This window comes from Paraburkholderia sp. GAS448 (assembly GCF_050435685.1).
Taxonomy (GTDB): Bacteria; Pseudomonadota; Gammaproteobacteria; order Burkholderiales; family Burkholderiaceae; genus Paraburkholderia.
Genome location: NZ_JBNDKT010000022.1, coordinates 25,459 through 49,352, shown reverse-complemented (window position 1 = coordinate 49,352; position 23,894 = coordinate 25,459). Strand labels below are relative to the sequence as shown.

Sequence of the window (23,894 nt, the reverse complement as noted above, 5' to 3'; positions counted from 1 at the left end):
GTGGCCCACTGGATCAGCTCTGCCGCGCGGGGATCGAACCTGAACGCGCGGCCATTTCACCTTCCGGATTCGTCGCACCCGTCAAACCGGCCGGAGCCGGAATGCGCTCATCGCGCAGCCGGGCGCGAGCCGACAGCCGCATCAGGTGACGCAGCGCAAGCACGGCGCCGATCACGCTCATCATCGAACCCGGAATCCAAAGCAACAGGCCGCCGATCTGTTGATCGCGCAGCGGGCTTAGCCAGGTAAATGCGCGGCCGCAGATCGAGTACACCGGATACAGTTCGCGCGGCGAAAAGAAAATGAACGCGCCGAGCACGATCTGTGGCGGAATCGCCGCGACCACGACCAGAACGCGCCGCCCAGGCGACAGCCGCGCCGGCGGCGCCGGCCGCGAATCGAGGACGAGCCACCAGAACATCAGCCCGTCGATGACCATGCTCCAGTTCATCACCCGATAAAGCCGCCAGTCGAGCATCGCGATGAAATGAATCGGCGACAGCAGCCAGAAATAGATCAGCCCTACGAACAGCACAACGGCGACGACCGGGTGCAGCAGCACACCGAGCACCGCCCGCACCGCGCGGGCGTTCAGTGCCGGCCGCACGAAGCGTTGCCGCCAGCGGAACGGAATCCCGGCGCGCAGCGCCGCCCCGGGATACGAAAGCGCAATGAAGAACGGGCCGAGATGATGTAGCACCAGGTGCTGGGCGCGGTGCATGAAGAATTCATGCTCGAAGAAATAATCGAGCCGCGTGTGCAGCGCGACGTATAGCGCGGCAAGACCGAACCAGAACGACAGCTGACGGGCGAACGACACCCTCGCCTTGCGCACGCCACGCGTGAACAGCACGGCCGCAACCAGCACCGCGACGACGACCGTCGGCGAAAACTCCCAGGGATCGAGCCAGTAAAGCAGGTTCATCGCGTTGCGCTACTTCGTCTGTGATGGCGGCTTCACGGCGAACGGTGTGTCCAGCGTTTCGCCGTCGGAGAACTTCAGCTGCAGATGAACGGTGTCGCCCGGGGCGATCTTGTGCTTCGCATCTTCGAGCATGACGTGATAGCCGCCCGGTGCGATCGATACCGTGCCGCGAGCGGGCACGGTCAGCTTGTCGACCATCACCATCTTTTGTGTCGAGCCGTTCGATACGGTCTGGTGCAGCATCGCACCGCCGTAGTCGCTGCTCGATATGTCGATGAGGTCGACGGGTTTGTCGCCGGCATTGACGAGCGTGACGTAGGCGGCGGCCGGCAGGTTGTTCGGCAGCCAGCGGACCCACGCATTCTGCGCCGTGATTGCCTGCGGGCCAGCCGCCTGCGCGGTGGCGCTGAACGAAAGCGAGCAGGCGAGCGCGAAAGCAGCAGCCAGTGCGGCGGGCGATTTGTTCTTCATCTGGATCGACATGACTGAACTTACGATAGGGATCAGGAATGGGTTTCGATGATACGGCGCAGATCCTGCGCGATGGTGTCGGGCGAATCCCGATCGGTGGCGAGCAGCCGTGCTCGTCCCTGCGCGTCGAAGACGTAGACGGCAGAGCTATGCGTCACCTCGTAGTTGCCTTTCGGATCGCGCTTCTCCATCTGGTACGCGACGCGGTAGCGTTTTGCGAGCGATTCGATCTGGTCGTCGCTGCCAGTCAGGCCGCGCGCATGCTGTGCGTCGAATGCGCCGACGTAGTCGCGTAACGCCTGAGCCGTGTCGCGCGCCGGATCCACCGTGATGAACAGGATGCGCACCTGCCGGGCCTCGGGTCCCAGTTTATCGAGCACCTGCATCAGACGGCCCATCGTCTCCGGGCAGACGTCCGGGCAATGCGTATAGCCAAAGTAGACGAGCGACGCGCGCCCTTTGAACGAGTCGCCGGTGACGGGCTTGCCATCGTCGGCGGTTAGCGAGAACTGGAGATCCGGCAGGTGGCCTGTGACGTTCGTGAGCTGCCACGGTGTGTCGTGGTGCGAGCAGGCGGCAAGGGTGAGCGCGCCCAGCACCGCGAGCAGCCCTGCCAGTCCGGCGCGGGCGGCGGATTTCGCCTGTCGCCGATACGGCGCATCATGTAGCGGTTCGCCTCGTTTCTGGCGCGTGGACGGGGGGAAGGGGAACAAAGGCGGCGTCAATGACTCGATTGATCAGGGCGGTCGCCGTTGCAGGTTCAGAGGGAATCGGTCCCATACCGGCAACGCGCGGTTGGCTGCGACTGTATCGCAATTCGGCCGGCCACGTCGGGCCACGGCCGTGCTCATGGTGTAAGCGGGGCAATTTGCCGCATGCGACTGAAAGCTGGCTGAAGCCCGATTGTTCTGTTTTTGAACGGAATGCAGGGGCTCGACCGGCGCGACGGCCCGTCCAGCCGGGCGTCCAGTCTTACTTTCTCGAAAAAAAGGCGGATGCGCGGTAAGATGCGCACACTTTTCCGGCTGCAAGCGGCTGAAAGGCAAGATAAAACGATGCAAGCACTTCCGGCTGTCCTGTCTCCCAGCGAGACTGCATATTTCTTCGACTTCGACGGCACGCTCGTCGAGTTGGCGCCGACGCCTGATGGCGTGCTGGTGCAACCCCAGGTCATCGATCTGCTGAGCGCACTGCGGCACCAGACGAACGGCGCGGTGGCGATCCTGTCGGGCCGCGGCATCGACAGCATCGATTCGTTTCTCGGTTTGCCCGATTTGCCGATCGCCGGTCTGCATGGCGCTGAGCGGCGCGACGCGAACGGCGACACGCAGCGCGTTGGTTTCAACGACGAGCGGCTCCTGCGGATGGAACAGGATCTGGCGGAGGTCGTGCGCCTGAATCCCGGCATGCTGCTGGAGATCAAGGGGGCGGCGGTCGCGTTGCACTACCGCAATGCGCCGGATCGCGAACCGGTCGCGCGCGCGGCGACGACCCGGCTCGTTGCCGATTATCCCGGCGCTTACGTGCTGCAGCCCGGCAAGATGGTCTACGAGATCAAGCCCAAGGGCGTCGACAAGGGCCGCGCGCTGCGGGCCTTTCTCGGAGAGCCGCCGTTCGCCGGCCGCAAGCCGGTGTTCGCGGGCGATGACCTGACCGACGAAAAAGGCTTCGCCGTCGTCAACGAGTACGGCGGCCTGTCGATCAAGGTCGGCGGCGGGGATACGATCGCGAAATCGCGCATCGAATCGGTGAACGGACTGATCCAGTGGCTCGCATCGATTGTGGCTGCTGGGGGCAGAGCGTGACGCCCGTGTGGCACGCCGTCAGCGGCTATCTCTTCCAGCATGGGAATTGCGCTTCATGAGTCGACTGATCATCGTATCGAACCGGGTCGCACCGATCTCGGAAGGCGGCCCCGCGGCAGGTGGGCTGGCAGTGGGCGTCTACGACGCGCTCAAGGAAACCGGCGGCATGTGGTTCGGCTGGAGCGGCGACGTGCTGCCGTCCGGTCAGCCGCAGATCAGCGTCGAAGAACGCGGTCCGGTGACGTTCGCGACCATCGGGCTCATGCGGCGCGATTACGATCAGTACTATCGCGGCTTCTCGAACGCGACGCTGTGGCCTGCGTTCCACTATCGCGCGGATCTGGTCCAGTATGACCGTCACGATTTCGAAGGCTATTGCCGCGTGAACGCGTGGCTTGCGCAGCAACTCGTGCCGCTGCTGCAGGCCGACGATGTCATCTGGGTCCACGACTACCACCTGATTCCATTCGCGCAGGCGTTACGCGCCGCGGGCGTGAAGAATCGCATCGGTTTCTTTCTGCACATTCCGTTTCCCGCTTCGCAGGTGCTGCTGGCCGTGCCGCCGCATCGCGATCTGGTCGAGGCGCTGTGTTCGTTCGATCTGCTCGGCTTCCAGACCGAGCCGGATCTGCGCTCCTTCTGCGACTACATCGTCCACGAGGCGAACGGCTCGGTCGAAGCGTCGCTGGCTGGCAGTCCGATGACCGTGCACGCGTTCGGCAGGACCCTGCACGCGGCGGCCTATCCGATCGGCGTCTATCCCGACGAGATCGCCGAACTCGCGAAAGCGGGCGAGAGCGGCAAGCCGGTGCGCACGCTGAAGGCGACGCTCCATTCGCGCAAGCTGATCATGAGCGTCGACCGGCTTGATTACTCGAAGGGGCTTGTCGAGCGCTTCCGTGCCTTCGAAAGGCTGCTCGAACATTCGTCCGCGCAACGCAACAACGTGTCGTTCCTGCAGATCGCACCGCCGACGCGCGCCGACATGCACGCCTATCAGGACATCCGGCTGCAACTGGAAGGCGAGTCGGGCCGTATCAACGGCCGCTTTGCCGAACTCGACTGGACGCCGATCCGCTATATCCATCGACAGTACGAACGGCCGGTGCTGGCTGCGCTGTTTCGCGCATCGCACGTCGGCTACGTGACGCCCCTGCGCGACGGGATGAATCTGGTCGCGAAGGAGTATGTGTCGGCGCAGGATCCCGACGATCCCGGCGTGCTGGTGTTGTCGCGCTTCGCGGGTGCGGCACAGGAGCTGACTGGCGCGCTCATCGTGAACCCTGTCGATATCGACGGCATGGCGGAGGCGCTGGCCACAGCGCTCGAGATGCCGCTCGCGGAACGCCAGGCGCGCTATCGCGACATGATTGCGCAACTGCGCGAGAACAATGTGTCGGTGTGGCGCGACAACTTCATGCGCGACCTGCAGAGCGCAGGAGCAGGGCGGCGTGCCGGAACGCGCGCGGCCGCCACTTCACCCGTTGAGGCGACGCCGGATCGCTAACTGCTGCAGGCAATGAAAAAACGCCGCTTCGATCCGAAGCGGCGTTTTTGTTCGAGGGCGCGGAAAAGAGAGACTGCGCTCAAGCCACGTGTTGCTCGTCGACTTTCTTGCCGCCCACGTGCAGCGTGGTTCCCTTGCCGTATTGTTTGGACAGCAGGTCGCGGTACAACCCCGGACGGTTTCGCAGCTCTTCCGGACTGCCGTCGTCGATCACCTTGCCCTGGCTCATCACGATGATGCGGTCGAAGTTGTGCAGCGTCGACAGCCGGTGCGCGATCGCGATGACGGTCCGGCCAACCATCAGCCGGTCGAGCGCCTTCTGGATCGCTTCTTCCGAAGCGCTGTCGAGCGCCGAGGTCGCTTCGTCGAGCAGCAGGATCGGCGCGTTCTTCAGGATGGCCCGCGCGATCGCAATACGCTGCCGCTGGCCGCCCGACAGCTTCACGCCGCGGTCGCCGACGATCGTGTCATAGCCCTCCGGCATCGCCTCGATGAAGTCGGCGCAACGCGCCTCGCGGGCGGCGGTGAGCACTTCTTCACGCGACGCCTCCGGGCGACCGTACGCGATGTTCTCGTACACCGAGCGATGGAGCAGCGAAATGTCCTGCGGCACGAGCGCGATCGTGTGACGGAGGCTGTCCTGCGTGATCGTGGCGATGTCCTGACCGTCGATCTTGATCTGGCCGGCCTGCGTCTCGTAGAAGCGCTGCAACAGCGCGAGCACGGTGGACTTGCCCGCCCCCGACTTGCCGATCAACCCGACGCGTTGCCCCGCTACGATATGCAGATCGAAGTGATCGAGAATCGGCCGGCGGCGCGGATACGCGAACGTGACGCGTTCGAAGTCCACGCGCCCGCCTTGCGGCACGAGTTCGCCTGCGTCGGACCGGTCCGGCATGCCGTGCGGCTCAAGCAGCGTCCTGATTGCCTCGGCGAGCCGCGCGATATGCTGGGTCACATCGACTAGCGCCACGGCCAGATCGCGCGTGCCGTGCAGGATCGTGAACCCCAGCGAGCTGACGAGCACGATGTCGCCCGAGGTCGCGCGGCCCTGATCCCACAGCCACAACGCCCAGCCGAGGAGGCCGGCCGACAGCAGCGCCGTGATCACCGCATGCAGCAGCCGCAGCTTCTCGAGGTACAGCAGGCTCTGCTGACGCGCGTCCATTTCGGCCTTGACGGTGGCGCCAAAGCGCGCCTGCTCGCGCAGCGTCATGCCGAACGCGCGTACGAGGCCCATGTTGCTGATCACGTCGACGAGTTCGCCGTCGACGGACGCCGCCTTCGTCGCGAAATGATGATGCCGCGCCGAGCCGCGCCCGGCGAGCTTGTAGAGCACGATTGACAGGATGGCCGAGCACAGCATCAGCCCGCACGCCATCAGCGGGTTCACGGTAATGATCATCACGATCGCGCCGAGCACCGCGATGCAAGGCGGCAGAACGTTCCAGGCCATCGTGTTTTCGGCGGTATAGACGGCGTTCGAGGTCGCCGTGATGCGGCTCGCCAGCATGCCGGGCTGCTTTTCCGAGTAGTACGTGGGGGAGTGCCCGCTCAGATACTGAAACAGATCGCGCCGCAGATCGCCGGTGACGGCGACGAAAGTATGCGCGGCCACCCAGCCGCCTACACGCCACAACAGGTTGTCCGCTGCAATCAGGCCGACGAGGATCGCGAAAGCGCCCCATAGCGGGCCCGGGTGATGCCGGCCCCCGGCAAGCACGTCGATGAGGTGCTTGATCGCGTACTGCGAAGCGAGCGCACAACCCACGGCCGCAAATACGCTGCACAGCACGATCGTGTGGGCGACCGGGTGGCGGCGGATGAAGCGGAAAAGGAACGCAAGCGGCCGGTGCGCATAGCTCGCGAGCTTTGCGTTGTGGGCATTACGCTGGGCGATGGTCAGATGTTCCAATGTGTTCGTGTGGTCGTGTTAGAGCGGTTGATCGCTGAACTGGCAACCGCCGCAAAAATTGCGACAAATGCGCGCGTCCCGGCATTGTAAACATGCAAATACCGTTACGTAGAGTGGTTCAGACTAACGATGAACAAAAGACGGGCCATCGTTTTCGCGCGACGCATATCACCAATGTATGCCTTGCTCGACCCGTCCGTAAGACGGTGGTTCACCCGGTGGGCGATTTTTTTCGAGATATAATTACAAATTGCATTCAGTCAAGTCCCGGCACGGGTGACGCAAGGCGATGTGGCCGGGGAAGCTGGGGGATCGGAATGGTCCGCGGATACTGGTCTCGATGGCAGGCCTTTCAATGTAAAACTGTCTTACAAAACAAGGGTTTGCAAAGTGTTTCGCCTTTGTAACAAGATAAAGACTTTGAAAGGTTTGGGGTCGCGCGAGGCTCCCGGCACCGATAATGCAGACTCGGTTGTGCCCACGAAAATCTGACAGTTTGTCAACGACTGCGCTTCCCGTGCGTTTACGCCGAATGTGCCGCCTGGTGACGATGACCAGTCTGGGCATCCTTACCAGCGATCAATCGCAGAATTTCCCGAACGAAACAGGCCGGAGCCGAAAAGCTTGCGGACTGCCCGGGGCGAGCGGGTGAGTCGCTTTAAACAAACAGCAGTCTTTGAATTTTTTTCAGGAGTTCACCACTATGCGAATCGCTCAAATCGCTCCGTTGCACGAGGCGGTTCCTCCCAAGCTTTATGGCGGCACGGAACGTGTGGTTTCGTACCTGACCGAGGCACTGGTCGAGCTGGGACACGATGTAACCCTCTTCGCGAGCGGCGATTCGCAGACTTCGGCAAAACTCGAAGCGTTCTGGCCGCAGGCGCTGCGCCTCGACCCGACGATCCGCGACACGATGGCGCCGCACATGCTGCTGCTCGAAGAAGTGCGCCGCCGCGCGGACGAATTCGACGTGCTGCATTTCCACATCGACTACTACCCGTTCTCGCTTTTCTCGCGTCAGCCGACGCCGCATCTGACCACGCTGCACGGCCGTCTCGACCTGCCGGAACTGCAGCCGATCTTCAACACGTTCAGCGACGTGCCGGTCGTTTCGATTTCGGACAACCAGCGTACGCCGCTGCAACAGGCGAACTGGCTGTCGACCGTTTATCACGGCCTGCCGGAAAACCTGCTCAAGCCGATCAAGGACGTGAAGCCGAGCTATCTCGCGTTCCTCGGCCGCATTTCGCCGGAAAAGCGTCTGGACACGGCCATCCGTATCGCTGAACAGGCAGGCATGCCGATCAAGGTCGCAGCCAAGCTCGACAAGGCCGACCGCGCGTACTACGACGAGGTCATCAAGCCGCTGATGTCGCTGCCGCACGTCGAATACATCGGCGAAATCTGCGAAGCCGAGAAGACCGAGTTCCTCGGCAACGCACACGCGCTGCTGTTCCCGATCGACTGGCCGGAGCCCTTCGGTCTGGTGATGATCGAGGCGATGGCTTGCGGTACGCCGGTGATCGCGTTCAAGCGCGGCTCGGTACCGGAAGTGATCGAAAATGGTGTGTCCGGTTTCGTCGTCGAAGACGAAATCAGCGCTGTGGCAGCTGTGAAGCGTCTGCACACGCTGCCGCGCGAAACCGTGCGCAAGGCGTTCGAGGCACGCTTCTCGTCGAAGGTGATGGCGCAGAACTACATTGCTTCGTACGAAGAGCTGCTGCGCCAGAAGCGCCGCACCGTGCTGCGCGAAGTGAACGCCGGATAAGCGCTTCAACTGGGGCCGCTCCCGCGGCCCGCAAACAAGCCGTTCCCCAGCAACGCCCTGCATGCCACCGGCATGCAGGGCGTTGTTGCATGCGCGCCGCGTCTTCATGACCGAAGCGCTGATTCGACGTCGCGAACGGTGAGCCGTCGCGGCAATGTCCCTATAATGGCCGTGCCGCAAAATTCCCCCAGCGGTGCTGCCGACGACAGGAGGATCCCTTGGCGAGAACGAAAGAAACGCGTGCGAACGCGGCGCCTGGCGCCGGAACGATTTTCGCGCTGCGCGCCATCGGTCTCGTGATTCTGGCTCGCTGGCTGTTTTCGATGTCGGAGATGGGGTTGAGCCTTACGACATTCCTCGCGATGGTGTCGTCGCCATGGGCGTGCATCAACCTCGTTTTCATCTTCCTCGTGATTGTCCTGCCCGGCGCGCAAGCCCGGGCCGAGCGGCCGTTTCATCCGCTGCCGCAGTGGCTTCGGCAGTCGTTGCGGCTCTTTGCTCTTCTTGGTTTTGTGTTTGCGATCTGGTCGGTGGGAGCGTTCGTCTGGACAGCCGGCTGGCGCCGTACGATCAATGCGATTGCGACGACCAACGGCTGGCTGGTGGCGGCGCCGGCGCTCTATGCCGCGGTCCTGCGGATCTGTCGGCCGCGGGCGCTATGGCGCACGAACATCGCCGCGCGCCGGTTTGCGATCGGCCGCTACGCCGTGGCGCTCGATCTGGCTACCCGTACCGCAATCGTCTGGGTCGAGAGCCGCAAGGTTGGCCAATACGATGCGCGCGAACTGTCGGTGCGCTGGCCGGCTGCCATGCAGGACGATGCGGGTGCCGCGGGTGCAGACCCGCCGCCACCCGCAATGGACGAACCTGGGGTGGACTCGCAGGCGACGCGTCCTGCCGTGGCGCTCGCCGCTCGGAGCCCGAGGCTTGCGGGTCTGCGGCGGCGTCCGAAGGTCGAGTTGCTGTGGGATTCGCCCGCTGCGGCCGGGCATAACCGGCAGACCGTCTTTAGCGCGCCGCTCATAACGGAAGGCGACCGGGTCGCCGCCCGCGCGCTTGACTCCATGCTCCGGCAGGCCTGAGCCGCTGGATTCCGGGCCGGCGCGATTCGCGTTGCCCAGAGCGGCCGCACATCGGTGGTCAAAGCGGCGGCCCGGCGTTTGAAACGTAACGAAGTACAGCGATCGTTTAGCACGCTTCGAAGGAGTCGCCATGCTGTTTCGCTGGTCGCTTGCCGCTGTTCACCTGCTCGCGTTCGGTCTCGCGCTTGCCTCGATTCTCGGCCGCTCGTGGGCGCTGCGTCGCACCTCGAGCCCCGCAAATGTGTCTGCGATCTTTCAGGCGGACGCCGGGTGGGGGCTCTCGGCGCTCGTCCTGATCATCACCGGCGGCATGCGCGCGTTCGGTGGGTATGAAAAAGGCGGTGGATATTATCTCCATGAGCCGCTCTTTCACCTCAAGATGGCGGCGCTGATCCTGATTCTCCTGCTCGAAATCGCGCCGATGATGGCGCTCATCCGCTGGCGTGCCGCCGTCAGACAGGGCCGCGTGCCGGATCTCAGCCGCGCGGCCCATTTTGCGCGCATTGGTACGGTCCAGACGATCTTGCTGATCGTGATGGTGTTCGCCGCTTCAGGGATGGCGCGGGGAGTGGGGTTGCCAGACTGAGGGCAGGGCTTTCCTGCTTCGTGATGCCCGTTTTCTACCTAATGAAAGAAAACGGTTAACGATCAATCGCCGGTGTTCGTGGCCGCAAGCGACGGTTCGTATTTGCCCGTCCGGATCGCCGCGACGCACGATCCCCCGCCCCGCCTTGATGTCTGCGCCGCATGGCGTCAACCTTCACTGCGCATTCCAGCGCGCTCCCAGTTTGTTCCTCATGCCCCAGGCGAGGCGCGTCCCCTCCGCTCTCTCGGGGTTTATCCTGGCCAGGGCATTTTTTGTGAACCTCAAGACAAAATGGGTTATAGAATGATCGAGGAGGAAAACGTTTTACTCTTTACCGGAACGACAGTCCGGGCGGCCGTGCAGTGAGGTATCTGCTTCGTCGCCCCAGTGTTCGTACCTGATATCAACAACATAGGCCCCGCGTGACGAGCCACGCCGGGCACGGAGACAAAACATGCAACCTGCCGTTCTGGGCGTTGCGCGTGTAGCCAGCCGCTATCGCTGGACTGTGTGCGCGCTGCTCTTCTTCGCGACAGTCATCAATTACATGGACCGGCAGATTCTCGGTCTGCTCGCGCCAGTCTTGCAGCACGACATCGGCTGGAGCCAGGTTCAGTACGGCCGGATCGTGATTGCGTTTTCCGCGTTCTATGCACTGGGTTTGCTGGGCTTCGGGCGAGTGGTCGACTGGCTCGGTACGCGGGTGTCGTACGCGATGGCCATGCTGATCTGGAGCGTGGCGGCGATGTTGCACGCCGCGGTGGGGTCGGTTGCGGGTTTCGCGGCGGTGCGCGCGCTGCTCGGCATCGGCGAAGGCGGTAACTTCCCGGCCGCTATCAAGGCGACGGCCGAATGGTTTCCGCGTCGTGAGCGCGCGCTCGCGACCGGCATCTTCAACTCAGGCGCCAACATCGGCGCGGTCTTCGCGCCGGCGATCATTCCGCCCCTCGCGATTGCCCTTGGGTGGCGCTCGGCCTTCATCGTGATCGGCGCGCTCGGCATCGTCTGGATTGCCGTCTGGATGGCGATCTACAAGCCTGCCGACCAGAGACGTGCTGAAGAAGTGGACGGCGTGGCCGCCGTCGACGAAGACGAGGATACGGATACCCGCGCAGGCGCGCCGGGCATGGGCGTGCTGTTGAGAAAACGTGAGACGTGGGCGTTTATCGTCGGCAAGTTCCTGACCGACCCGGTCTGGTGGTTCTATTTGTTCTGGCTGCCGAAGTGGCTCAACGAGGCACGCGGCATGGATCTGCAGCACATCGGGCCGCCGCTCGTCGCCATCTACGCGTTGACGACGGTCGGCAGTATCGGCGGCGGCTGGATCTCGTCGGCGTTGCTGCGCAGCGGCTGGACGGTGAACCGTGCGCGCAAGACCGCGATGCTGATCTGCGCGTGTTGCGTGCTGCCGATCGCGTTTGTGTCCCAGGTTGAGAACCTCTGGCTTGCTGTGTTGATCATCGGGCTTGCCGCGGCGGCGCATCAGGGCTGGTCGGCGAACCTGTTCACGACGGCATCGGACATGTTCCCGAAGCGTGCCGTTGGGGGCGTGGTCGGTATTGGCGGCATGGCTGGCTCGATCGGCGGGGTGCTGTTCTCCGAAGTGATCGGCCAGGTGCTGCAGCGTACGGGTCAGTACTGGGTGCTGTTTGCGATCGGCGCCTGCGGTTATCTGATCGCGCTGGCAATCATGCATCTGCTCGTGCCTGACATGAAGACCACGACGCTCGAGAGCTGATCTCCCGCTGCATAAAAAAGCCGATATTCGCGCAGGATATCGGCTGTTTTTATATTGGGTCTTTGCAACGGCCAGGGCATGACGCGCGCCGGCACACGGGACACGCAAGTTTGTGATCGATGGTCCCCCCAGAAATGAGGTACTGCGTGGCGACGCTGTCGTCGCGTGCGCAGCCCGCCTGTAACGCGTCTCATGGAGGTGCGTCCGGGATCGGCCATCGTATATCGCGCAATTTGCGCCGGCGGTCGCGCAGGGCGCACGCCGTCAATCAGCGTGGGTTGTCGCGCGGGATGGTCGAATCGCGGACGATCAGGCGCGGTTCCAGCGTCACATGGCCGATGTCGCGTTTGCCGGCGAGGGCGTCAATCAGCTTGAGCATCGCCTGTTCGCCCATCTTTTCGCTTTGCAGGTCAACGGTTGTGAGCGCCGGGACCGCATATTCGCCGTACGGCACGTTGTCGAAACCCGTCACCGACAGGTCCTGGGGCAGCTTGAAGCCGAGAGCGCCGGCTTCTTTCATGAAGCCCAGCGCGATCAGGTCGTTGTAGCAGATCAGTGCTTCAGGCCGGTGCGGCCCGAGCATGACCGACGAGCACGCGTTTTTTCCGGCAAGCGCCGACGGCGCATGCGCTTCGTGGACCTCGAGGGTGAGGCCGGCTTCGGACAGGCAGGTGCGTGCGCCGCGGATCCGTTCGGCGTCCCAGCGTGAGCGGGCGAAACCGAGGTAGCCGATGCGGCGATGGCCCTGGTTCAGCAGATGCCGGGCCAGCATGTATCCTGCCAGATAGCTGTCGTTGCTGACGCTGGGAATCGGGAACAGCTCGTTGCGGCCGAGCAGGACGACGGGCTTGTTCAGCTCGGTCATCCATTGCATCGAGTCTTCCTGCATCCGCGAACTGATGATCACGCCGTCGACGCGCTGCGCCAGCGCCTCGATCAGCGGTTGTTCGCGCTCCTGGTTTTCTTCGGTATCGACGAGCAGCAGCGTGTAGTCGTGCCGCAGCGCGATCCGGTTCGCGCCCTTGACGATGTTCGTGAAATACGGATTGCGGATATCGAGGATGGCAAGGCCGATGGTGCGGGTAACGCCTGTGATCATCGAGCGCGCCAACGGGTTCGAGCGGTACCCGAGCTGTTCGATCGCGGCTTTGAGGCGAGCTTCGACGGGCGCGGAAAAGCGTTGCGCGCCGTTCATGTATTTCGAGACCGTTGCCACAGACACCCCGGCGGCAGCGGCGACATCGCGAATCGTAGCTTTTTTCATTTACGGAGGATAACGTTTTCTTTTTGTATGAACTGCGCCTGATTGCGAGGCACGTCTGGATGTCATGATGTCAGCTTACAGTACGTCATAAAAGGCAGGAATTCCATCGACAGAATGTCATCCGGGAGTCTCGGCATCGGTCAAAACGATTGACGCCAGGGTTGCTCCAATTCTATATTAGGAAAACGTTTTCTCGTCCTTCTCCTTAAGCAGGGCGATTATCGATGATACGCATATCAGGGACGCACCAACATGAGCAATGAACCAGCGGCACAACGCAAGCCTTTCCGGCGCCTTCTTTTGACCGGCGCGGCAGGCAATCTCGGCCGCCAGATGCGAGGCGCGCTCGCTGACTGGGCCGATATCGTGCGCCTGTCCGACATCGCACCGCTTGACGACGCGGCGCCGCACGAAGAACTGGCGGTGCTTGATCTGGCCGATCGCGCGGCGGTCGACGCTCTCGTTGAAGGTGTCGATGCGATTGTGCACCTGGGTGGCATCTCGGTCGACGCCCCGTTCGACGACCTGCTCGAAGCCAACATCCGCGGACTCTACAACCTGTACTCGGCGGCGCACAAGCACGGCGTGAAGCGCATCGTATTTGCAAGCTCGAATCACACGATCGGTTTTCATCCCACGACTTCGGTGCTCGACGCCGACTCACCGCAGCGGCCCGACAGCCTGTACGGCGTGACGAAGTGCTTTGGCGAATCGCTGTCGCGCTACTACTACGACCGTTTCGGGCTCGAAACGGTCTGCGTGCGGATCGGCTCGTCGTTCGAGGAGCCGAAGAACCCGCGCATGCTCGTCACGTACCTGAGCTATCGCGACTTCATCGAACTGGTGCGCTGCTCGCTGTTCACGAACCGCGTGGGGCATGCGATCGTCTACGGCGCGTCGAACAATCCGGTGAAGTGGTGGGACAACACGAAGGCGGCGTTCCTCGGTTTCAATCCGCAGGACAGTTCGGAGCAGTTTGCGGGTCTTTTTCCGCCGGCCGCGCCGACCGACAATCGCAACGATCCGGCGGAACTTTACCAGGGCGGCGCATTCGTGCTGGGCGAGCCGATGGAGCGTAGTCAATGAGCGTCGGCGTATCGGTCGAGCGGGTGGTGGCGGCAGGGCAGGCTTCGGTTGGAGAAAGTCCGGTCTGGCGAGCGGCGGAAGAGGCGCTTTACTGGGTCGACATTCCCGCACGCAAGATCGTGCGGTTGCACGTTGTTTCGGGTATGAGGTCCGAATGGACGCTGCCGGAAAAGGTCGCATGCATTGCGTTCGACGCCTCCGGTGTCGGATTGGCGGGGCTCGAGACAGGATTGTTCGCGGTGACGCTGCCGGCGTCCGCGGGTCCGCAGGCTGCGGTGCCTCGAACCCGCAAGCTTGCCGCGCCGGTGTTTCCGGCGCCGGACATGCGCTTTAACGATGGCCGCTGTGATCGTCAAGGGCGATTCTGGGCCGGGACGATGGTGCAGGACATGTCGCAGGCGAATCCGGCCGGGGCGCTATTCAGGTTCGATGCGAATGGCGAACTCTCGGCGCCCGTGGTCGACGGTCTGATTACACAGAATGGCCTCGCATGGTCGCCGGATGGCACGACAATGTATCTGTCCGACTCGCACCCATCGCGGCGCCTGATCTGGGCTTTCGACTTCGACGTCGAGAGCGGCACGCCGCACAATCGGCGCGTGTTCGCCGATCTGCACGACTACGTGGGTCGACCGGATGGCGCAACCGTGGATGCAGACGGTTGTTATTGGACCTGTGCCAACGATGCAGGTGTGCTGCTGCGCTTTACGCCGCAAGGAAAGCTCGACCGGCAGATTGCGGTGCCAGCGGTGAAGCCTTCGATGTGCGCGTTTGGTGGCCGCGAGTTCGACACGTTGTACGTGACTTCAATTCGTCCGGCCAGTGGGGCGACTGAGGACGATGGATGTGTCTTTGCCGTCCGGGCGGGCGTGTCGGGCTTGTCGGAGCCGGCGTACGCGGGCGCATTGTGAGGTGCGGGGAAGTGCTGCGTGATGTTGTTGTCGCGTAGATGTGGCTGCCGGATTTTCGCGCGTCGACCGACGCAGGTTGACGCGGAAACGCAAATGTAAAATGCCCAGGTCGTTGGTCCTGGGCTTTTGCGTTTCACAGTGCATCCGACGGCGCGCTGGACGCCTCGTCCACTTGATTTGCTGGTTTCGCGCGCGGTTGGCCCAGGACAGCACGCGACGTTCAGGATAAATTCTCGATTTGCCGTTAAAGTCTCTTTTCCTCAACCGGTAAAGCCCGTTACCGTGAGCGCATCGACCGGGGCGTCTTAAGCCAATGAAGCGCATCGCAGGAGTCGTTCGAATCGTGCTGACCGGCGCGGCCGCTTCAGTCGCACTTTGGCCGGTGCTTTCGCGCGCCGTTCCGCTCGATGCGCAACTCGACTGTCGCTCAACCGGGCACGCTTTCATCGCTCCGCTCCTGGAGAACCTGTATATCGAACCGGAGCCGATGCATGTCGAAGCAAACTCGATCAATGCGTTCCGACCGGCGAAGGGCATCCATCTGACGGCATTCGACTTTCATGTCTATGCCGTGCTCGGCTACGAGAAGGACGATCCGATTTTCAGGCAGGGAAGCGGTCAGCCCATTGCGGACTCGGCCTACGGCGCCGTCGTGATCGGCCGGACGGAAGCGGTGGAAGCGCGCGTGCGGCAGGCGGGCAGCGACGCCGTCGTGCATCACGTCACGCCCTTCATCACCGCGATTTTCTGCAACGTGCGCTGACGCGGTGCCCCCTATTCGGAGCGGGGCGGCGCAGTGGAATGCGCGGTGGAATGAAAAAGGCCCTCGGCTTTCGCCTGAGGGCCTTTATTCTTCGGGTCACGCAAATTCTGGTGGGTAGTACTGGGATCGAACCAGTGACCCCTGCCGTGTGAAGGCAGTGCTCTACCGCTGAGCTAACCACCCGAAGAGAGCCGAATTATGTCAGACGTCCAACGCTTCGTAAAGCACTTTTTAAGCAGTCTGCGCATCCGCATTGGCATCCACGGACGCAGCGGGTTCGAGGCGCCACACGCTCGTGCCCTTGACCGCCTTGTCGAGACCGTCGAGCACGCTCTGATGAGCGGTGAGTTCTTCGTCGCTGGCAAACAGCACGGGCAACTCAAGCGCTTCCAGTTTCACGCGCGGTGTATCTGTGCCGCCGAGGGCCGACGTCTCGCCCAGCATGTCGATGACGAGGCTCTCCTGGCCGCGTGTCATCGCGAGGAACACTTCCGCGAGCAATTCCGAGTCGAGCAATGCACCGTGCAGCGTCCGGTGCGCGTTGCTGATGCCGAAACGATCGCACAGCGCATCGAGCGAATTGCGCTTGCCGGGGAACATCGCTTTTGCGCGGACGAGCGTATCGATCACTTCGCCGCAATGCTGGCTGAACGGCGGCAGGCCGAGCAGTGCGAACTCCGCTTCGAGAAAGCCGATGTCGAACGGCGCGTTGTGAATGATCAGTTCCGCATCTTTGAGAAAGTCGCGTAGCGGATCGGCAATTTCCGCGAACTTCGGCTTGTCGCTCAGGAACTCGGTTGTCAGGCCGTGAACTGCGAGTGCGCCCGGATCGCTGTCGCGTTCCGGGTTGATGTAGAAGTGCAGGTTGTTGCCGGTCAGCCTGCGATTCACCAGCTCGACGCAGCCGATTTCGATGATGCGGTCGCCCGAGCGGGCATTCAGGCCAGTGGTTTCGGTATCGAGAACGATTTGACGCATGTCGGATCAGCCTGCCTTAAAAGCGGCATGAAAAAACGGAAAGGGGGTGAGCATACACCGCTCAGCTTTCGGCAAGCGCGGCGACACCGCGGTTCGCGAGCGCGTCGGCGCGCTCGTTCTCCGGGTGGCCGGCGTGGCCCTTGACCCAGCGCCATTCGATCTCATGTTGCTGCACCAATGCGTCAAGGCGCTTCCACAGATCGGCGTTCTTGACTGGCGTTTTCGCCGCGGTCATCCAGTTTTTCCTCTTCCAGCCGTGAATCCATTCGCTGATGCCTTTCTGCACGTATTGCGAATCGGTATGAACCACCGCCTTGCAGGGACGCTTCAACGCCTCGAGCGCCGCGATGACGCCCATCAGTTCCATGCGATTGTTGGTCGTGAGCGCTTCGCCGCCGAACAGTTCTTTTTCCTGCGTGCCGAAGCGCAGCAGCGCGCCCCAGCCGCCAGGACCGGGATTACCCTTGCAGGCGCCGTCCGTGAATATTTCGATGAGATCGGAAGTCATTGTCGATGGTTGCGGGTGTTCGGTGTGGCTGCGGGAGCGAGTCCCGCAGCAAGGACGGGCTTCTTCACCTTCAGCGGGCCGACGAGGCGCATGCCGCGCACGCGCTTGATTGCCGTCACCATGTAAGAAGCACCGAAAATGGGCCACCAGCGGTCGCCGGCGGCTTCCATGAAGGCATAACGCGCGAGCCACTGATCGCTGACGAGGGGCGGACGATAGCAGCCGAAGCGTCCGCGTTCAAGGTCGAAGCCTAACAGCTTGATCCAGTCTTTCAGGCGCGTAAAGGCGATCAGGTCATGCTGCGCGGGCACGAACGGCCTGCCGGTTACCTTGCCGAGCGATTGCCGCGCGCCCCACAGGGACAGCGAATTGAAGCCGAGAATGATCAGCTGGCCTTCGGGCATCAGGACGCGTTCGGCTTCGCGCAGCAGACGGTGCGGGTCGCTCGTGAATTCGAGCGTGTGTGGCATCACGATCAGATCTACGCTCTGCGCTTCGAAGGGCAGGTCGAGCAGATCGCACCAGACCGTGCTGCGGCCTGCAGGCGCGTGCCGCCCCGGCAGGCTGCGGGCGGCAGCCGACGCCGGTTCACGCGGAAACGTGTACGGCGCACTGGCGCCGCTTGCCGCGTCGAGCACAAGGCCGCGGCACGGCATGCGGTTTTCGCGCAGTGCATCGAGTTGCGGCAGGCCGAGCTGCAGCGCGTGATAGCCAAACACGTCCGATACCACGCGGTCGAGCTGCGCCTGTTCCCACTGGAGCACATAGCGTCCAGGCGGTGAGTCGGTCCACGCCGGCCAGTCTATAATCGTTCGATCAGACATATTGAAGAATGCGTCGCCTATGAATGCGCTCGAGTACGTACCAGTCCCGGCGTTTGAGGACAATTACATCTGGCTCGTGTCGGACGGCCGCTATGCGGTAGTCGTCGATCCGGGTGAGGCCGCGCCCGTTCACGCGTATCTGGCGAAACGGGGCTGGCAACTGAGCGCTATTTTACTCACGCACCATCATGCCGACCACGTCGGCGGGGTGGCCGATCTGCTGAAAGGCCAGGTGGTGCCGGTCTACGGCCCCGCTGGCGAAGCGATCGCGCATCTCACGCGGCGTTTGAAGCGCGGCGATCGCGTCAGCATCGCCGCGCCGGCGCTCGATTTCACCGTGCTCGACGTACCGGGTCACACGAGCGGCCACATCGCGTATTTTCAGACGGCGGATTCGCGCGGCACGCCGCACGTCTTCTGTGGGGACACGCTGTTTGCATGCGGTTGCGGCCGGCTTTTCGAGGGCACGGCCGCCCAGATGCTCGAGTCGCTCGATGCGCTCGCGGCGCTGCCGGGTGCCACTGAGGTGCATTGTGCGCACGAATACACGCTGTCGAACATCCGCTTCGCGCTCGCCTGCGACCCTCAAAATCATGCGTTGCAAACATGGCGCGACGAAGCGACCGCGTTGCGCGCGCGCCAAGTACCGACCTTGCCGACAACGATCGCGCACGAGAGGGCAGTGAACCCCTTCCTGCGCGCCAATGATCCCGCGATCCAGGCGACGCTCGCGGAACAGTTGCACGAATCGGTGCCGGATCGATTGACTGCGTTCACATTGATGCGAGAATGGAAGAACAGGTTCCGCTGACCCACTAAAACGCTGGGTCATGCTCATGCCAAAAATAGAAAAATTCTCCAAGCCTAAGATTTGGCTAGGTTTTCCGACATTTCTAATTGACGGAAACGGTGTGGTTTCGTACTATCGGCAGCAAATTCCAGTCCTATGGACGCCGAGATCTTCATGCGATTTATCCTAAGTGCGCTGTTGGTCCTGATGCTCGCCGCGTGTGCGAGCCAGGGGCCGGCTGCGAGTAGCAATACCACTGCTTCTAATCCTGCCAGTCAGCAGGCCGTTGCTGACGCCCTCCGCAAGACCGCCTCCGCCAAAGAAACGATCAACCTCGATCAAGGCTCCGTCAACCAGTTGACGACCTCGGATCCGGATCTGTGGGGACGAATCCGCCGTGGTTTTCAGATGCCCGACCTGCAGGGCGACCTTGTCGACATGCAGGCCAACTGGTATGCGCAGCGCCCTGACTACGTCCAGCGCATGACCGAACGGTCGCAAAAATACCTGTACCACATCGTTGAAGAGCTCGAAGCGCGCCATATGCCGACCGAACTGGCGCTGCTGCCCTTTATCGAATCTGCCTATAACCCGCAGGCGCTGTCGGTCGCCAAGGCCGCCGGCATGTGGCAGTTCGTGCCGGGCACCGGTCGCACGTACAACCTCAAGCAGAACATGTGGCAGGACGAGCGTCGCGACGTGCTGGCGTCGACGAGCGCGGCACTCGACTATCTGTCGCGCCTGCACGACATGTTCGGTGACTGGTATCTCGCGCTTGCCGCCTACAACTGGGGCGAAGGCAACGTACAGCGCGCAATTGCACGCAACGAAGCGGCGGGGCTGCCGACGGACTATCAAAGCCTGCGCATGCCGAGCGAGACGCGCAATTACGTCCCGAAGCTGCAGGCCGTCAAGAACATCGTAACGAATCCCCAGATGTACGGGCTTTCGCTACCGGAGATTCCGAATCACCCGTATTTCGTGACGGTCACGACGTCGCACGATATCGACGTCGACATGGCGGCGAAGCTCTCGAACATGACGACCGAGGAGTTCCGCTCGCTGAACCCTTCGTTCAGGAAGCCGGTGATTCTCGGTGCGACGCAGCCGCAGATCCTGCTGCCATTCGATAACGCCAACGCCTTCGAGCAAAACCTGAAGTCGTACACCGGCTCGCTGTCGTCGTGGACTACGTACACGGTCACCGAGCGCGCGGCGCCGGCGGCGATCGCGCAAAAGATCGGCGTCGATGCGGACACGCTGATGGAAGTGAACAAGATCCCCGCAGGCATGCGGCTGAAGCCCGGTTCGACGATCGTCGTGCCGCGCGGCGACGATGACGACGAAGACATCAGCGCCGACGTCGCCGAAAGCGCTGTGCTGGCAATGGAGCCGGACGTTCCCGATACCCGCAAGATGCTGATCCGCGTGCGGCGCAAGCAATCGATGGCTGTGCTGGCAGACCGCTACGGCGTGTCGGTCAGCCAGTTGAAGGCGTGGAACCGTACGCATCGTGATCTGGTGTCGCCGGGACAGGTGATCGTTCTGCACGTGCCTGTCGGCAAGGCGCTCCCATCCGAACCCGGTCCTGTGCTGCGCGCGAGCGCCACGCCGGCAAGCGGCGGCGGCGTCGAGAAGATCGGTACCCGCGTCGCAGACACGAAGCCCGAATCGCGCTACGATAGAAAGAAGGGTCGTAGCCACGGCGGCGTTGCCAAGGCTTCGCAACCGGAGAGCAAAGCCAGCGGGGCGGCCAGCGCCAGCAAGGGCAAAGTGTCGAAGGTGGCAGCTTCGTCGGGTATGGCCAGCAAGGCGTCGAAGGCTGAGGCAAGCCGCCCGAAAACCGCAGTCTACGCGCAGAAGAGCAAGTAAATAACAAGCGGCTCGCAGGGGTGACCACATGCGTTGCGGGGGCAGCGCATGGATTGCGCTCCGATCACTCCTCGCTTTTTCAAACGCCGTCACCTGTAGTGACGGCGTTTTTCATTTCCGCGGACGATTGCAGCGCGCGGCGCCTATTTCCTTTATCTTCTCTGGTCTGTTCAGATCACCCGCCAGCGCCTCATGTCGTCGACCCAGTTTCGTGTGTTTCTGTTGTTTTCGCTCGGATACTTCGTTTCCTACGTGTTTCGCGGCGTCAATCTGGGCTTCGCGCCGTTGATCACGCACGACCTGGGGCTGTCGGCCGCCGATCTCGGGCTCCTGACGAGCCTCTATTTCCTCGGCTTTGCAGGCGCGCAGATCCCGGCCGGTGTGCTGCTCGACCACTTTGGTCCCCGGCGCGTCACGGCGGGACTGCTGCTGTTCGCGGCGGCTGGCGTGTGGGTGTTCGGCGCGGCGCAAAGCGTCGGCATGATGATGCTCGGTCGGCTGCTGATCGGCGTCGGCGTGTCGGCCTGTCTCGGCGCGGCGTTCAAGGCGCTGGCGCAAAACTTCGCCGTTACGCGGTTGCCGTTCGTCAACGGGCTCGTGATGGCGGTCGGCGGACTGGGCGGCGTGGCGGTCGGCTCGCCCCTGACCTGGGTGCTGACGTTCGCGGGATGGCGTTCGGTATGCGGCGCGCTCGGCGTGCTGACGATCGCTGTCGCCGCGGCGATCTGGACAGTGGCTCCCGACGCACGCGATACCCACCATCAGGCGGACCTCGTCAGCCAGTTCAAGGGTACCTGGCACATTCTGAAAAGCGCCGCGTTCTGGAAAATCGCATCGTTCTCGGTTGTCACGCAAGGTGTCTTCTATGCGATGCAGTCGCTGTGGGTCGGCGCCTGGCTGCGTGACGTGATGGATCTGCAACCGGGTGCGGCTGCTGCCCTCGTATCGATTCTGGGCGTGGCGATGATGGCCGGTTGCGTCGGATTCGGCGCTATGGCACGCAGTCTGGAGCGGCGGGGCATTTCGCTGTACGCCTTCTGCGGTATCGGGATGGCGCTGTTTGTCGTGACGCAGGTTTTGATCATGTTGCGCGCACCCCTGCCGGCAGGATTGTTGTGGGCGGCCTATGGCATTTTCGGCGGCACGGGCATTCTCAGCTATGCCGTGCTGGCGCGGCACTTTCCGCCGCATCTGATCGGCCGTTCGAACACGACGCTCACGCTGATTCTTTTCCTGCTGATTTTCGGCTTTCAGATCGGCGTCGGCGCGGTGCTGTCGCTGTGGCCTGCGACGTCGGGGCGTTACCCGCCGGCTGCGCATCTGACGGCGTGGGGCATTCTGGTGGCCCTCCAGGTCCTGGCTGCAATCTGGTATGTGTTGCCGAGTCGGGCGCTGGCGCAGCAATATCGCGTGCAGGCAGAACGCCAGTTGTAAGGGCGCCGGGGTCGAGCCCCGATTCCGGTCGCAGCGCCGCCAGCAGCAAGGCGGAAGCACCGATCCCACCGTTTCAGGACGTCACCGGCCTATCCTGGATTTGAAGGAAGAGGCACTTTCGCGCTATAATTCAAAGGTTTGAGCTTATCAACCCGCACCCTAGCGCCTACCTCTCCCACCCCGTTCATCCGCCGCGCGTCGCCAACGTCCCTGCACGGTACCGCCTGCCGCCGATCCCGCCCACGCAATGGACACATCGTGGACACATCGCGCACCTGGCGACGTCAGCCGCGACACGCGAGCGAGCCTGCGCGCGCATCCTGTCGATGCGCCTCGCCGCGGCCCGCACGGTCGGATAGACAGGTCGGCAACAGGGTGTTCCCCAAGGAGTCTCCCGTGTTGCCGTCATTTTCTCCCGCTCTGCTCGCGCTCGCCGACGGCACGGTCTTTCGTGGGTACTCGATCGGCGCGCCCGGTCATACGATTGGCGAAGTTGTCTTCAATACGGCCATTACCGGTTATCAGGAAATCCTGACTGATCCGAGTTACGCCCGCCAGATCGTTACCCTCACGTATCCGCATATCGGCAACGTCGGCGTCAACGCCGAAGACGTCGAAGCCACGAAAGTCCATGCCGCCGGTCTCATCATTCGCGACCTGCCGGTCCTCGCGTCGAACTTCCGCATGGAGCGCACGCTCCCCGATTACCTGCGTGACGAAGGTGTCGTCGCCATTGCCGGCATCGACACCCGTAAGCTGACGCGCGTTCTGCGCGACAAGGGCGCGCAGAACGGCGCGATTCTCGCGGGCTCCGATGACGAAGCCAAAGCCATCGAACTCGCGCGCTCGTTCCCGGGCCTCGCGGGCATGGACCTCGCGAAGGTCGTGTCGACGGAAAAGCCCTACGAGTGGACGCAGACCGAATGGCGTCTCGATGCCGGCTACGGCACGCAGGCTGCTCCCAAGTATCGCGTCGTCGCATTCGACTTCGGCGTGAAGTACAACATTCTGCGCATGCTCGCCGAGCGCGGCTGCCACGTCACCGTGCTGCCGGCGCAAGCCACCGCTGCTGATGCGCTCGCACTCAACCCCGACGGCGTGTTCCTGTCGAACGGCCCGGGCGACCCGGAACCGTGCGACTACGCGATCGCCGCCACGAAGACCTTCATCGAGCGCAGCATCCCGACATTCGGCATTTGCCTCGGTCATCAGATCATGGGCCTTGCCGTCGGCGGGAAGACGATGAAGATGAAGACCGGCCACCATGGCGCGAACCATCCGGTGAAGGATCTGCAGGACGGCCGCGTCGTGATCACGTCGCAAAACCACGGTTTTGCCGTGGATGCGGCCACGCTGCCGGCGAACGCCAAAGTGACGCACGTGTCGCTCTTCGACGGCACGCTGCAGGGTTTTGCGCTCACCGACAAGCCCGCGTTCTGCTTCCAGGGTCACCCGGAAGCGTCGCCCGGACCGCATGACATCGCCTATCTGTTCGACCGCTTCACAGCGTTGATGGACAGCAACAGGGCCGGCATCAAGACAGCGGCCGCGGTCGCATAAGCGACATCGGCGGCATGAGCGGCATCAGCGAGGCGGCCAGAAATGCGGCCTCGCGAAAGGCGAACAGAACAGAGCGCGCGCGAAGCAAGGCAGCAGGCGAATAGCGT

21 protein-coding genes and 1 tRNA gene are annotated in these 23,894 nt (G+C 62.9%); 13 read left to right on the top strand and 9 right to left on the bottom strand.

Features of this window, described 5'->3' with window-relative positions; translation table 11 throughout:
- Positions 1-13: 13 nt before the first annotated feature.
- Genes P3T23_RS31135 through P3T23_RS31125 form a run of 3 tightly spaced genes read right to left on the bottom strand, consistent with a single transcriptional unit; the run spans position 14 to position 2,004 of the window.
- Entirely contained in the window at positions 14-925 is a 912-nt protein-coding gene (locus P3T23_RS31135; protein WP_429319928.1) for a cytochrome c oxidase assembly protein, read from the bottom strand.
- A gap of 9 nt (positions 926-934) precedes the next feature.
- On the bottom strand, positions 935-1,396 hold the full coding sequence (locus P3T23_RS31130; RefSeq protein WP_429319927.1) for a copper chaperone PCu(A)C: 462 nt from the start codon (positions 1,394-1,396) through the stop codon (positions 935-937).
- Between the two features lie 32 nt (positions 1,397-1,428).
- Positions 1,429-2,004, bottom strand: a complete 576-nt coding sequence (locus P3T23_RS31125; protein ID WP_429320014.1) for an SCO family protein — start codon at positions 2,002-2,004, stop codon at positions 1,429-1,431.
- Positions 2,005-2,451: 447 nt separating this feature from the next.
- On the opposite strand from P3T23_RS31125, the gene otsB reads away from it, so the two are divergent.
- Together otsB and otsA are read left to right on the top strand one after the other, a co-directional pair.
- Entirely contained in the window at positions 2,452-3,201 is a 750-nt protein-coding gene (gene otsB, locus P3T23_RS31120) for a trehalose-phosphatase (protein ID WP_429319926.1), read from the top strand.
- Positions 3,202-3,256: 55 nt separating this feature from the next.
- Positions 3,257-4,708, top strand: coding sequence for an alpha,alpha-trehalose-phosphate synthase (UDP-forming) (gene otsA, locus P3T23_RS31115; protein ID WP_429319925.1), 1,452 nt, complete (start codon positions 3,257-3,259; stop codon positions 4,706-4,708).
- Positions 4,709-4,787: 79 nt separating this feature from the next.
- Here the strand turns inward: otsA and P3T23_RS31110 are convergent, their stop codons facing one another.
- Positions 4,788-6,623: an ABC transporter ATP-binding protein gene (locus P3T23_RS31110; protein ID WP_429319924.1), complete on the bottom strand. Its 1,836-nt coding sequence runs from the start codon at positions 6,621-6,623 to the stop codon at positions 4,788-4,790.
- A gap of 703 nt (positions 6,624-7,326) precedes the next feature.
- On the opposite strand from P3T23_RS31110, the gene P3T23_RS31105 reads away from it, so the two are divergent.
- The 4 genes from P3T23_RS31105 to P3T23_RS31090 all read left to right on the top strand — a co-directional run bounded on the left by P3T23_RS31105 (position 7,327) and on the right by P3T23_RS31090 (position 11,797).
- The gene (locus P3T23_RS31105; protein WP_133662302.1) at positions 7,327-8,391 is read left to right on the top strand and encodes a glycosyltransferase family 4 protein; all 1,065 of its coding nucleotides are present in this window, start codon (positions 7,327-7,329) and stop codon (positions 8,389-8,391) included.
- 218 nt (positions 8,392-8,609) lie between these two features.
- A complete protein-coding gene (locus P3T23_RS31100; protein WP_429319923.1) occupies positions 8,610-9,473 on the top strand; it encodes a hypothetical protein in 864 nt (287 codons plus the stop codon).
- Between the two features lie 130 nt (positions 9,474-9,603).
- A complete protein-coding gene (locus tag P3T23_RS31095; protein ID WP_429319922.1) occupies positions 9,604-10,059 on the top strand; it encodes a DUF2214 family protein in 456 nt (151 codons plus the stop codon).
- Between the two features lie 454 nt (positions 10,060-10,513).
- Positions 10,514-11,797, top strand: a complete 1,284-nt coding sequence (locus P3T23_RS31090; RefSeq protein WP_429319921.1) for an MFS transporter — start codon at positions 10,514-10,516, stop codon at positions 11,795-11,797.
- A gap of 268 nt (positions 11,798-12,065) precedes the next feature.
- Here the strand turns inward: P3T23_RS31090 and P3T23_RS31085 are convergent, their stop codons facing one another.
- Positions 12,066-13,061 (bottom strand): LacI family DNA-binding transcriptional regulator, encoded by a 996-nt coding sequence (locus tag P3T23_RS31085; RefSeq protein WP_429319920.1) that lies wholly within the window; start codon positions 13,059-13,061, stop codon positions 12,066-12,068.
- 252 nt (positions 13,062-13,313) lie between these two features.
- Between P3T23_RS31085 and P3T23_RS31080 the strand changes: the two genes are divergently transcribed.
- The 3 genes from P3T23_RS31080 (at position 13,314) to P3T23_RS31070 (ending at position 15,821) form a co-directional block, all read left to right on the top strand.
- A complete protein-coding gene (locus tag P3T23_RS31080; protein ID WP_429319919.1) occupies positions 13,314-14,147 on the top strand; it encodes an NAD-dependent epimerase/dehydratase family protein in 834 nt (277 codons plus the stop codon).
- A complete protein-coding gene (locus tag P3T23_RS31075) occupies positions 14,144-15,058 on the top strand; it encodes an SMP-30/gluconolactonase/LRE family protein (protein ID WP_429319918.1) in 915 nt (304 codons plus the stop codon). Before P3T23_RS31080 ends, P3T23_RS31075 begins: the two co-directional genes overlap by 4 nt.
- Before the next feature lie 313 nt (positions 15,059-15,371).
- The gene (locus tag P3T23_RS31070; RefSeq protein ID WP_429319917.1) at positions 15,372-15,821 is read left to right on the top strand and encodes a hypothetical protein; all 450 of its coding nucleotides are present in this window, start codon (positions 15,372-15,374) and stop codon (positions 15,819-15,821) included.
- Between the two features lie 108 nt (positions 15,822-15,929).
- Here the strand turns inward: P3T23_RS31070 and P3T23_RS31065 are convergent.
- From P3T23_RS31065 to P3T23_RS31050, 4 genes are all read right to left on the bottom strand, one after another.
- Positions 15,930-16,004 (bottom strand) — tRNA-Val (locus P3T23_RS31065).
- Positions 16,005-16,052: 48 nt separating this feature from the next.
- On the bottom strand, positions 16,053-16,799 hold the full coding sequence (gene dnaQ / locus P3T23_RS31060; RefSeq protein ID WP_429319916.1) for a DNA polymerase III subunit epsilon: 747 nt from the start codon (positions 16,797-16,799) through the stop codon (positions 16,053-16,055).
- A gap of 61 nt (positions 16,800-16,860) precedes the next feature.
- Positions 16,861-17,307 (bottom strand): ribonuclease HI, encoded by a 447-nt coding sequence (rnhA, locus tag P3T23_RS31055; protein WP_429319915.1) that lies wholly within the window; start codon positions 17,305-17,307, stop codon positions 16,861-16,863.
- Positions 17,304-18,131: a class I SAM-dependent methyltransferase gene (locus tag P3T23_RS31050; RefSeq protein WP_429319914.1), complete on the bottom strand. Its 828-nt coding sequence runs from the start codon at positions 18,129-18,131 to the stop codon at positions 17,304-17,306. The genes rnhA and P3T23_RS31050 overlap by 4 nt, the downstream gene beginning before the upstream one ends.
- A 19-nt stretch (positions 18,132-18,150) precedes the next feature.
- Here P3T23_RS31050 and gloB point away from each other — a divergent pair, with 19 nt between their 5' ends.
- The 4 genes from gloB to carA all read left to right on the top strand — a co-directional run bounded on the left by gloB (position 18,151) and on the right by carA (position 23,787).
- Complete coding sequence (gene gloB / locus P3T23_RS31045; RefSeq protein WP_429319913.1) at positions 18,151-18,942, top strand: hydroxyacylglutathione hydrolase; 792 nt, start codon at positions 18,151-18,153, stop codon at positions 18,940-18,942.
- Between the two features lie 153 nt (positions 18,943-19,095).
- Positions 19,096-20,793, top strand: a complete 1,698-nt coding sequence (locus P3T23_RS31040; protein WP_429319912.1) for a transglycosylase SLT domain-containing protein — start codon at positions 19,096-19,098, stop codon at positions 20,791-20,793.
- Between the two features lie 192 nt (positions 20,794-20,985).
- The gene (locus tag P3T23_RS31035) at positions 20,986-22,227 is read left to right on the top strand and encodes an MFS transporter (protein WP_429319911.1); all 1,242 of its coding nucleotides are present in this window, start codon (positions 20,986-20,988) and stop codon (positions 22,225-22,227) included.
- A 396-nt stretch (positions 22,228-22,623) separates the two neighbouring features.
- Entirely contained in the window at positions 22,624-23,787 is a 1,164-nt protein-coding gene (carA, locus tag P3T23_RS31030; RefSeq protein WP_429319910.1) for a glutamine-hydrolyzing carbamoyl-phosphate synthase small subunit, read from the top strand.
- Positions 23,788-23,894: the final 107 nt, after the last annotated feature.

Coding starts and splice junctions, on each gene's coding strand:
- P3T23_RS31135 (WP_429319928.1), bottom strand. CDS start 925: ATGAACCTGCTTTACTGGCTCGATCCCTGGGAGTTTTCGCCGACGGTC.
- P3T23_RS31130 (WP_429319927.1), bottom strand. CDS start 1,396: ATGAAGAACAAATCGCCCGCCGCACTGGCTGCTGCTTTCGCGCTCGCC.
- otsB (WP_429319926.1), top strand. CDS start 2,452: ATGCAAGCACTTCCGGCTGTCCTGTCTCCCAGCGAGACTGCATATTTC.
- otsA (WP_429319925.1), top strand. CDS start 3,257: ATGAGTCGACTGATCATCGTATCGAACCGGGTCGCACCGATCTCGGAA.
- P3T23_RS31105 (WP_133662302.1), top strand. CDS start 7,327: ATGCGAATCGCTCAAATCGCTCCGTTGCACGAGGCGGTTCCTCCCAAG.
- P3T23_RS31095 (WP_429319922.1), top strand. CDS start 9,604: ATGCTGTTTCGCTGGTCGCTTGCCGCTGTTCACCTGCTCGCGTTCGGT.
- P3T23_RS31090 (WP_429319921.1), top strand. CDS start 10,514: ATGCAACCTGCCGTTCTGGGCGTTGCGCGTGTAGCCAGCCGCTATCGC.
- P3T23_RS31085 (WP_429319920.1), bottom strand. CDS start 13,061: ATGAAAAAAGCTACGATTCGCGATGTCGCCGCTGCCGCCGGGGTGTCT.
- P3T23_RS31080 (WP_429319919.1), top strand. CDS start 13,314: ATGAGCAATGAACCAGCGGCACAACGCAAGCCTTTCCGGCGCCTTCTT.
- P3T23_RS31075 (WP_429319918.1), top strand. CDS start 14,144: ATGAGCGTCGGCGTATCGGTCGAGCGGGTGGTGGCGGCAGGGCAGGCT.
- P3T23_RS31070 (WP_429319917.1), top strand. CDS start 15,372: ATGAAGCGCATCGCAGGAGTCGTTCGAATCGTGCTGACCGGCGCGGCC.
- dnaQ (WP_429319916.1), bottom strand. CDS start 16,799: ATGCGTCAAATCGTTCTCGATACCGAAACCACTGGCCTGAATGCCCGC.
- rnhA (WP_429319915.1), bottom strand. CDS start 17,307: ATGACTTCCGATCTCATCGAAATATTCACGGACGGCGCCTGCAAGGGT.
- P3T23_RS31050 (WP_429319914.1), bottom strand. CDS start 18,131: ATGTCTGATCGAACGATTATAGACTGGCCGGCGTGGACCGACTCACCG.
- gloB (WP_429319913.1), top strand. CDS start 18,151: ATGAATGCGCTCGAGTACGTACCAGTCCCGGCGTTTGAGGACAATTAC.
- P3T23_RS31040 (WP_429319912.1), top strand. CDS start 19,096: ATGCGATTTATCCTAAGTGCGCTGTTGGTCCTGATGCTCGCCGCGTGT.
- P3T23_RS31035 (WP_429319911.1), top strand. CDS start 20,986: ATGTCGTCGACCCAGTTTCGTGTGTTTCTGTTGTTTTCGCTCGGATAC.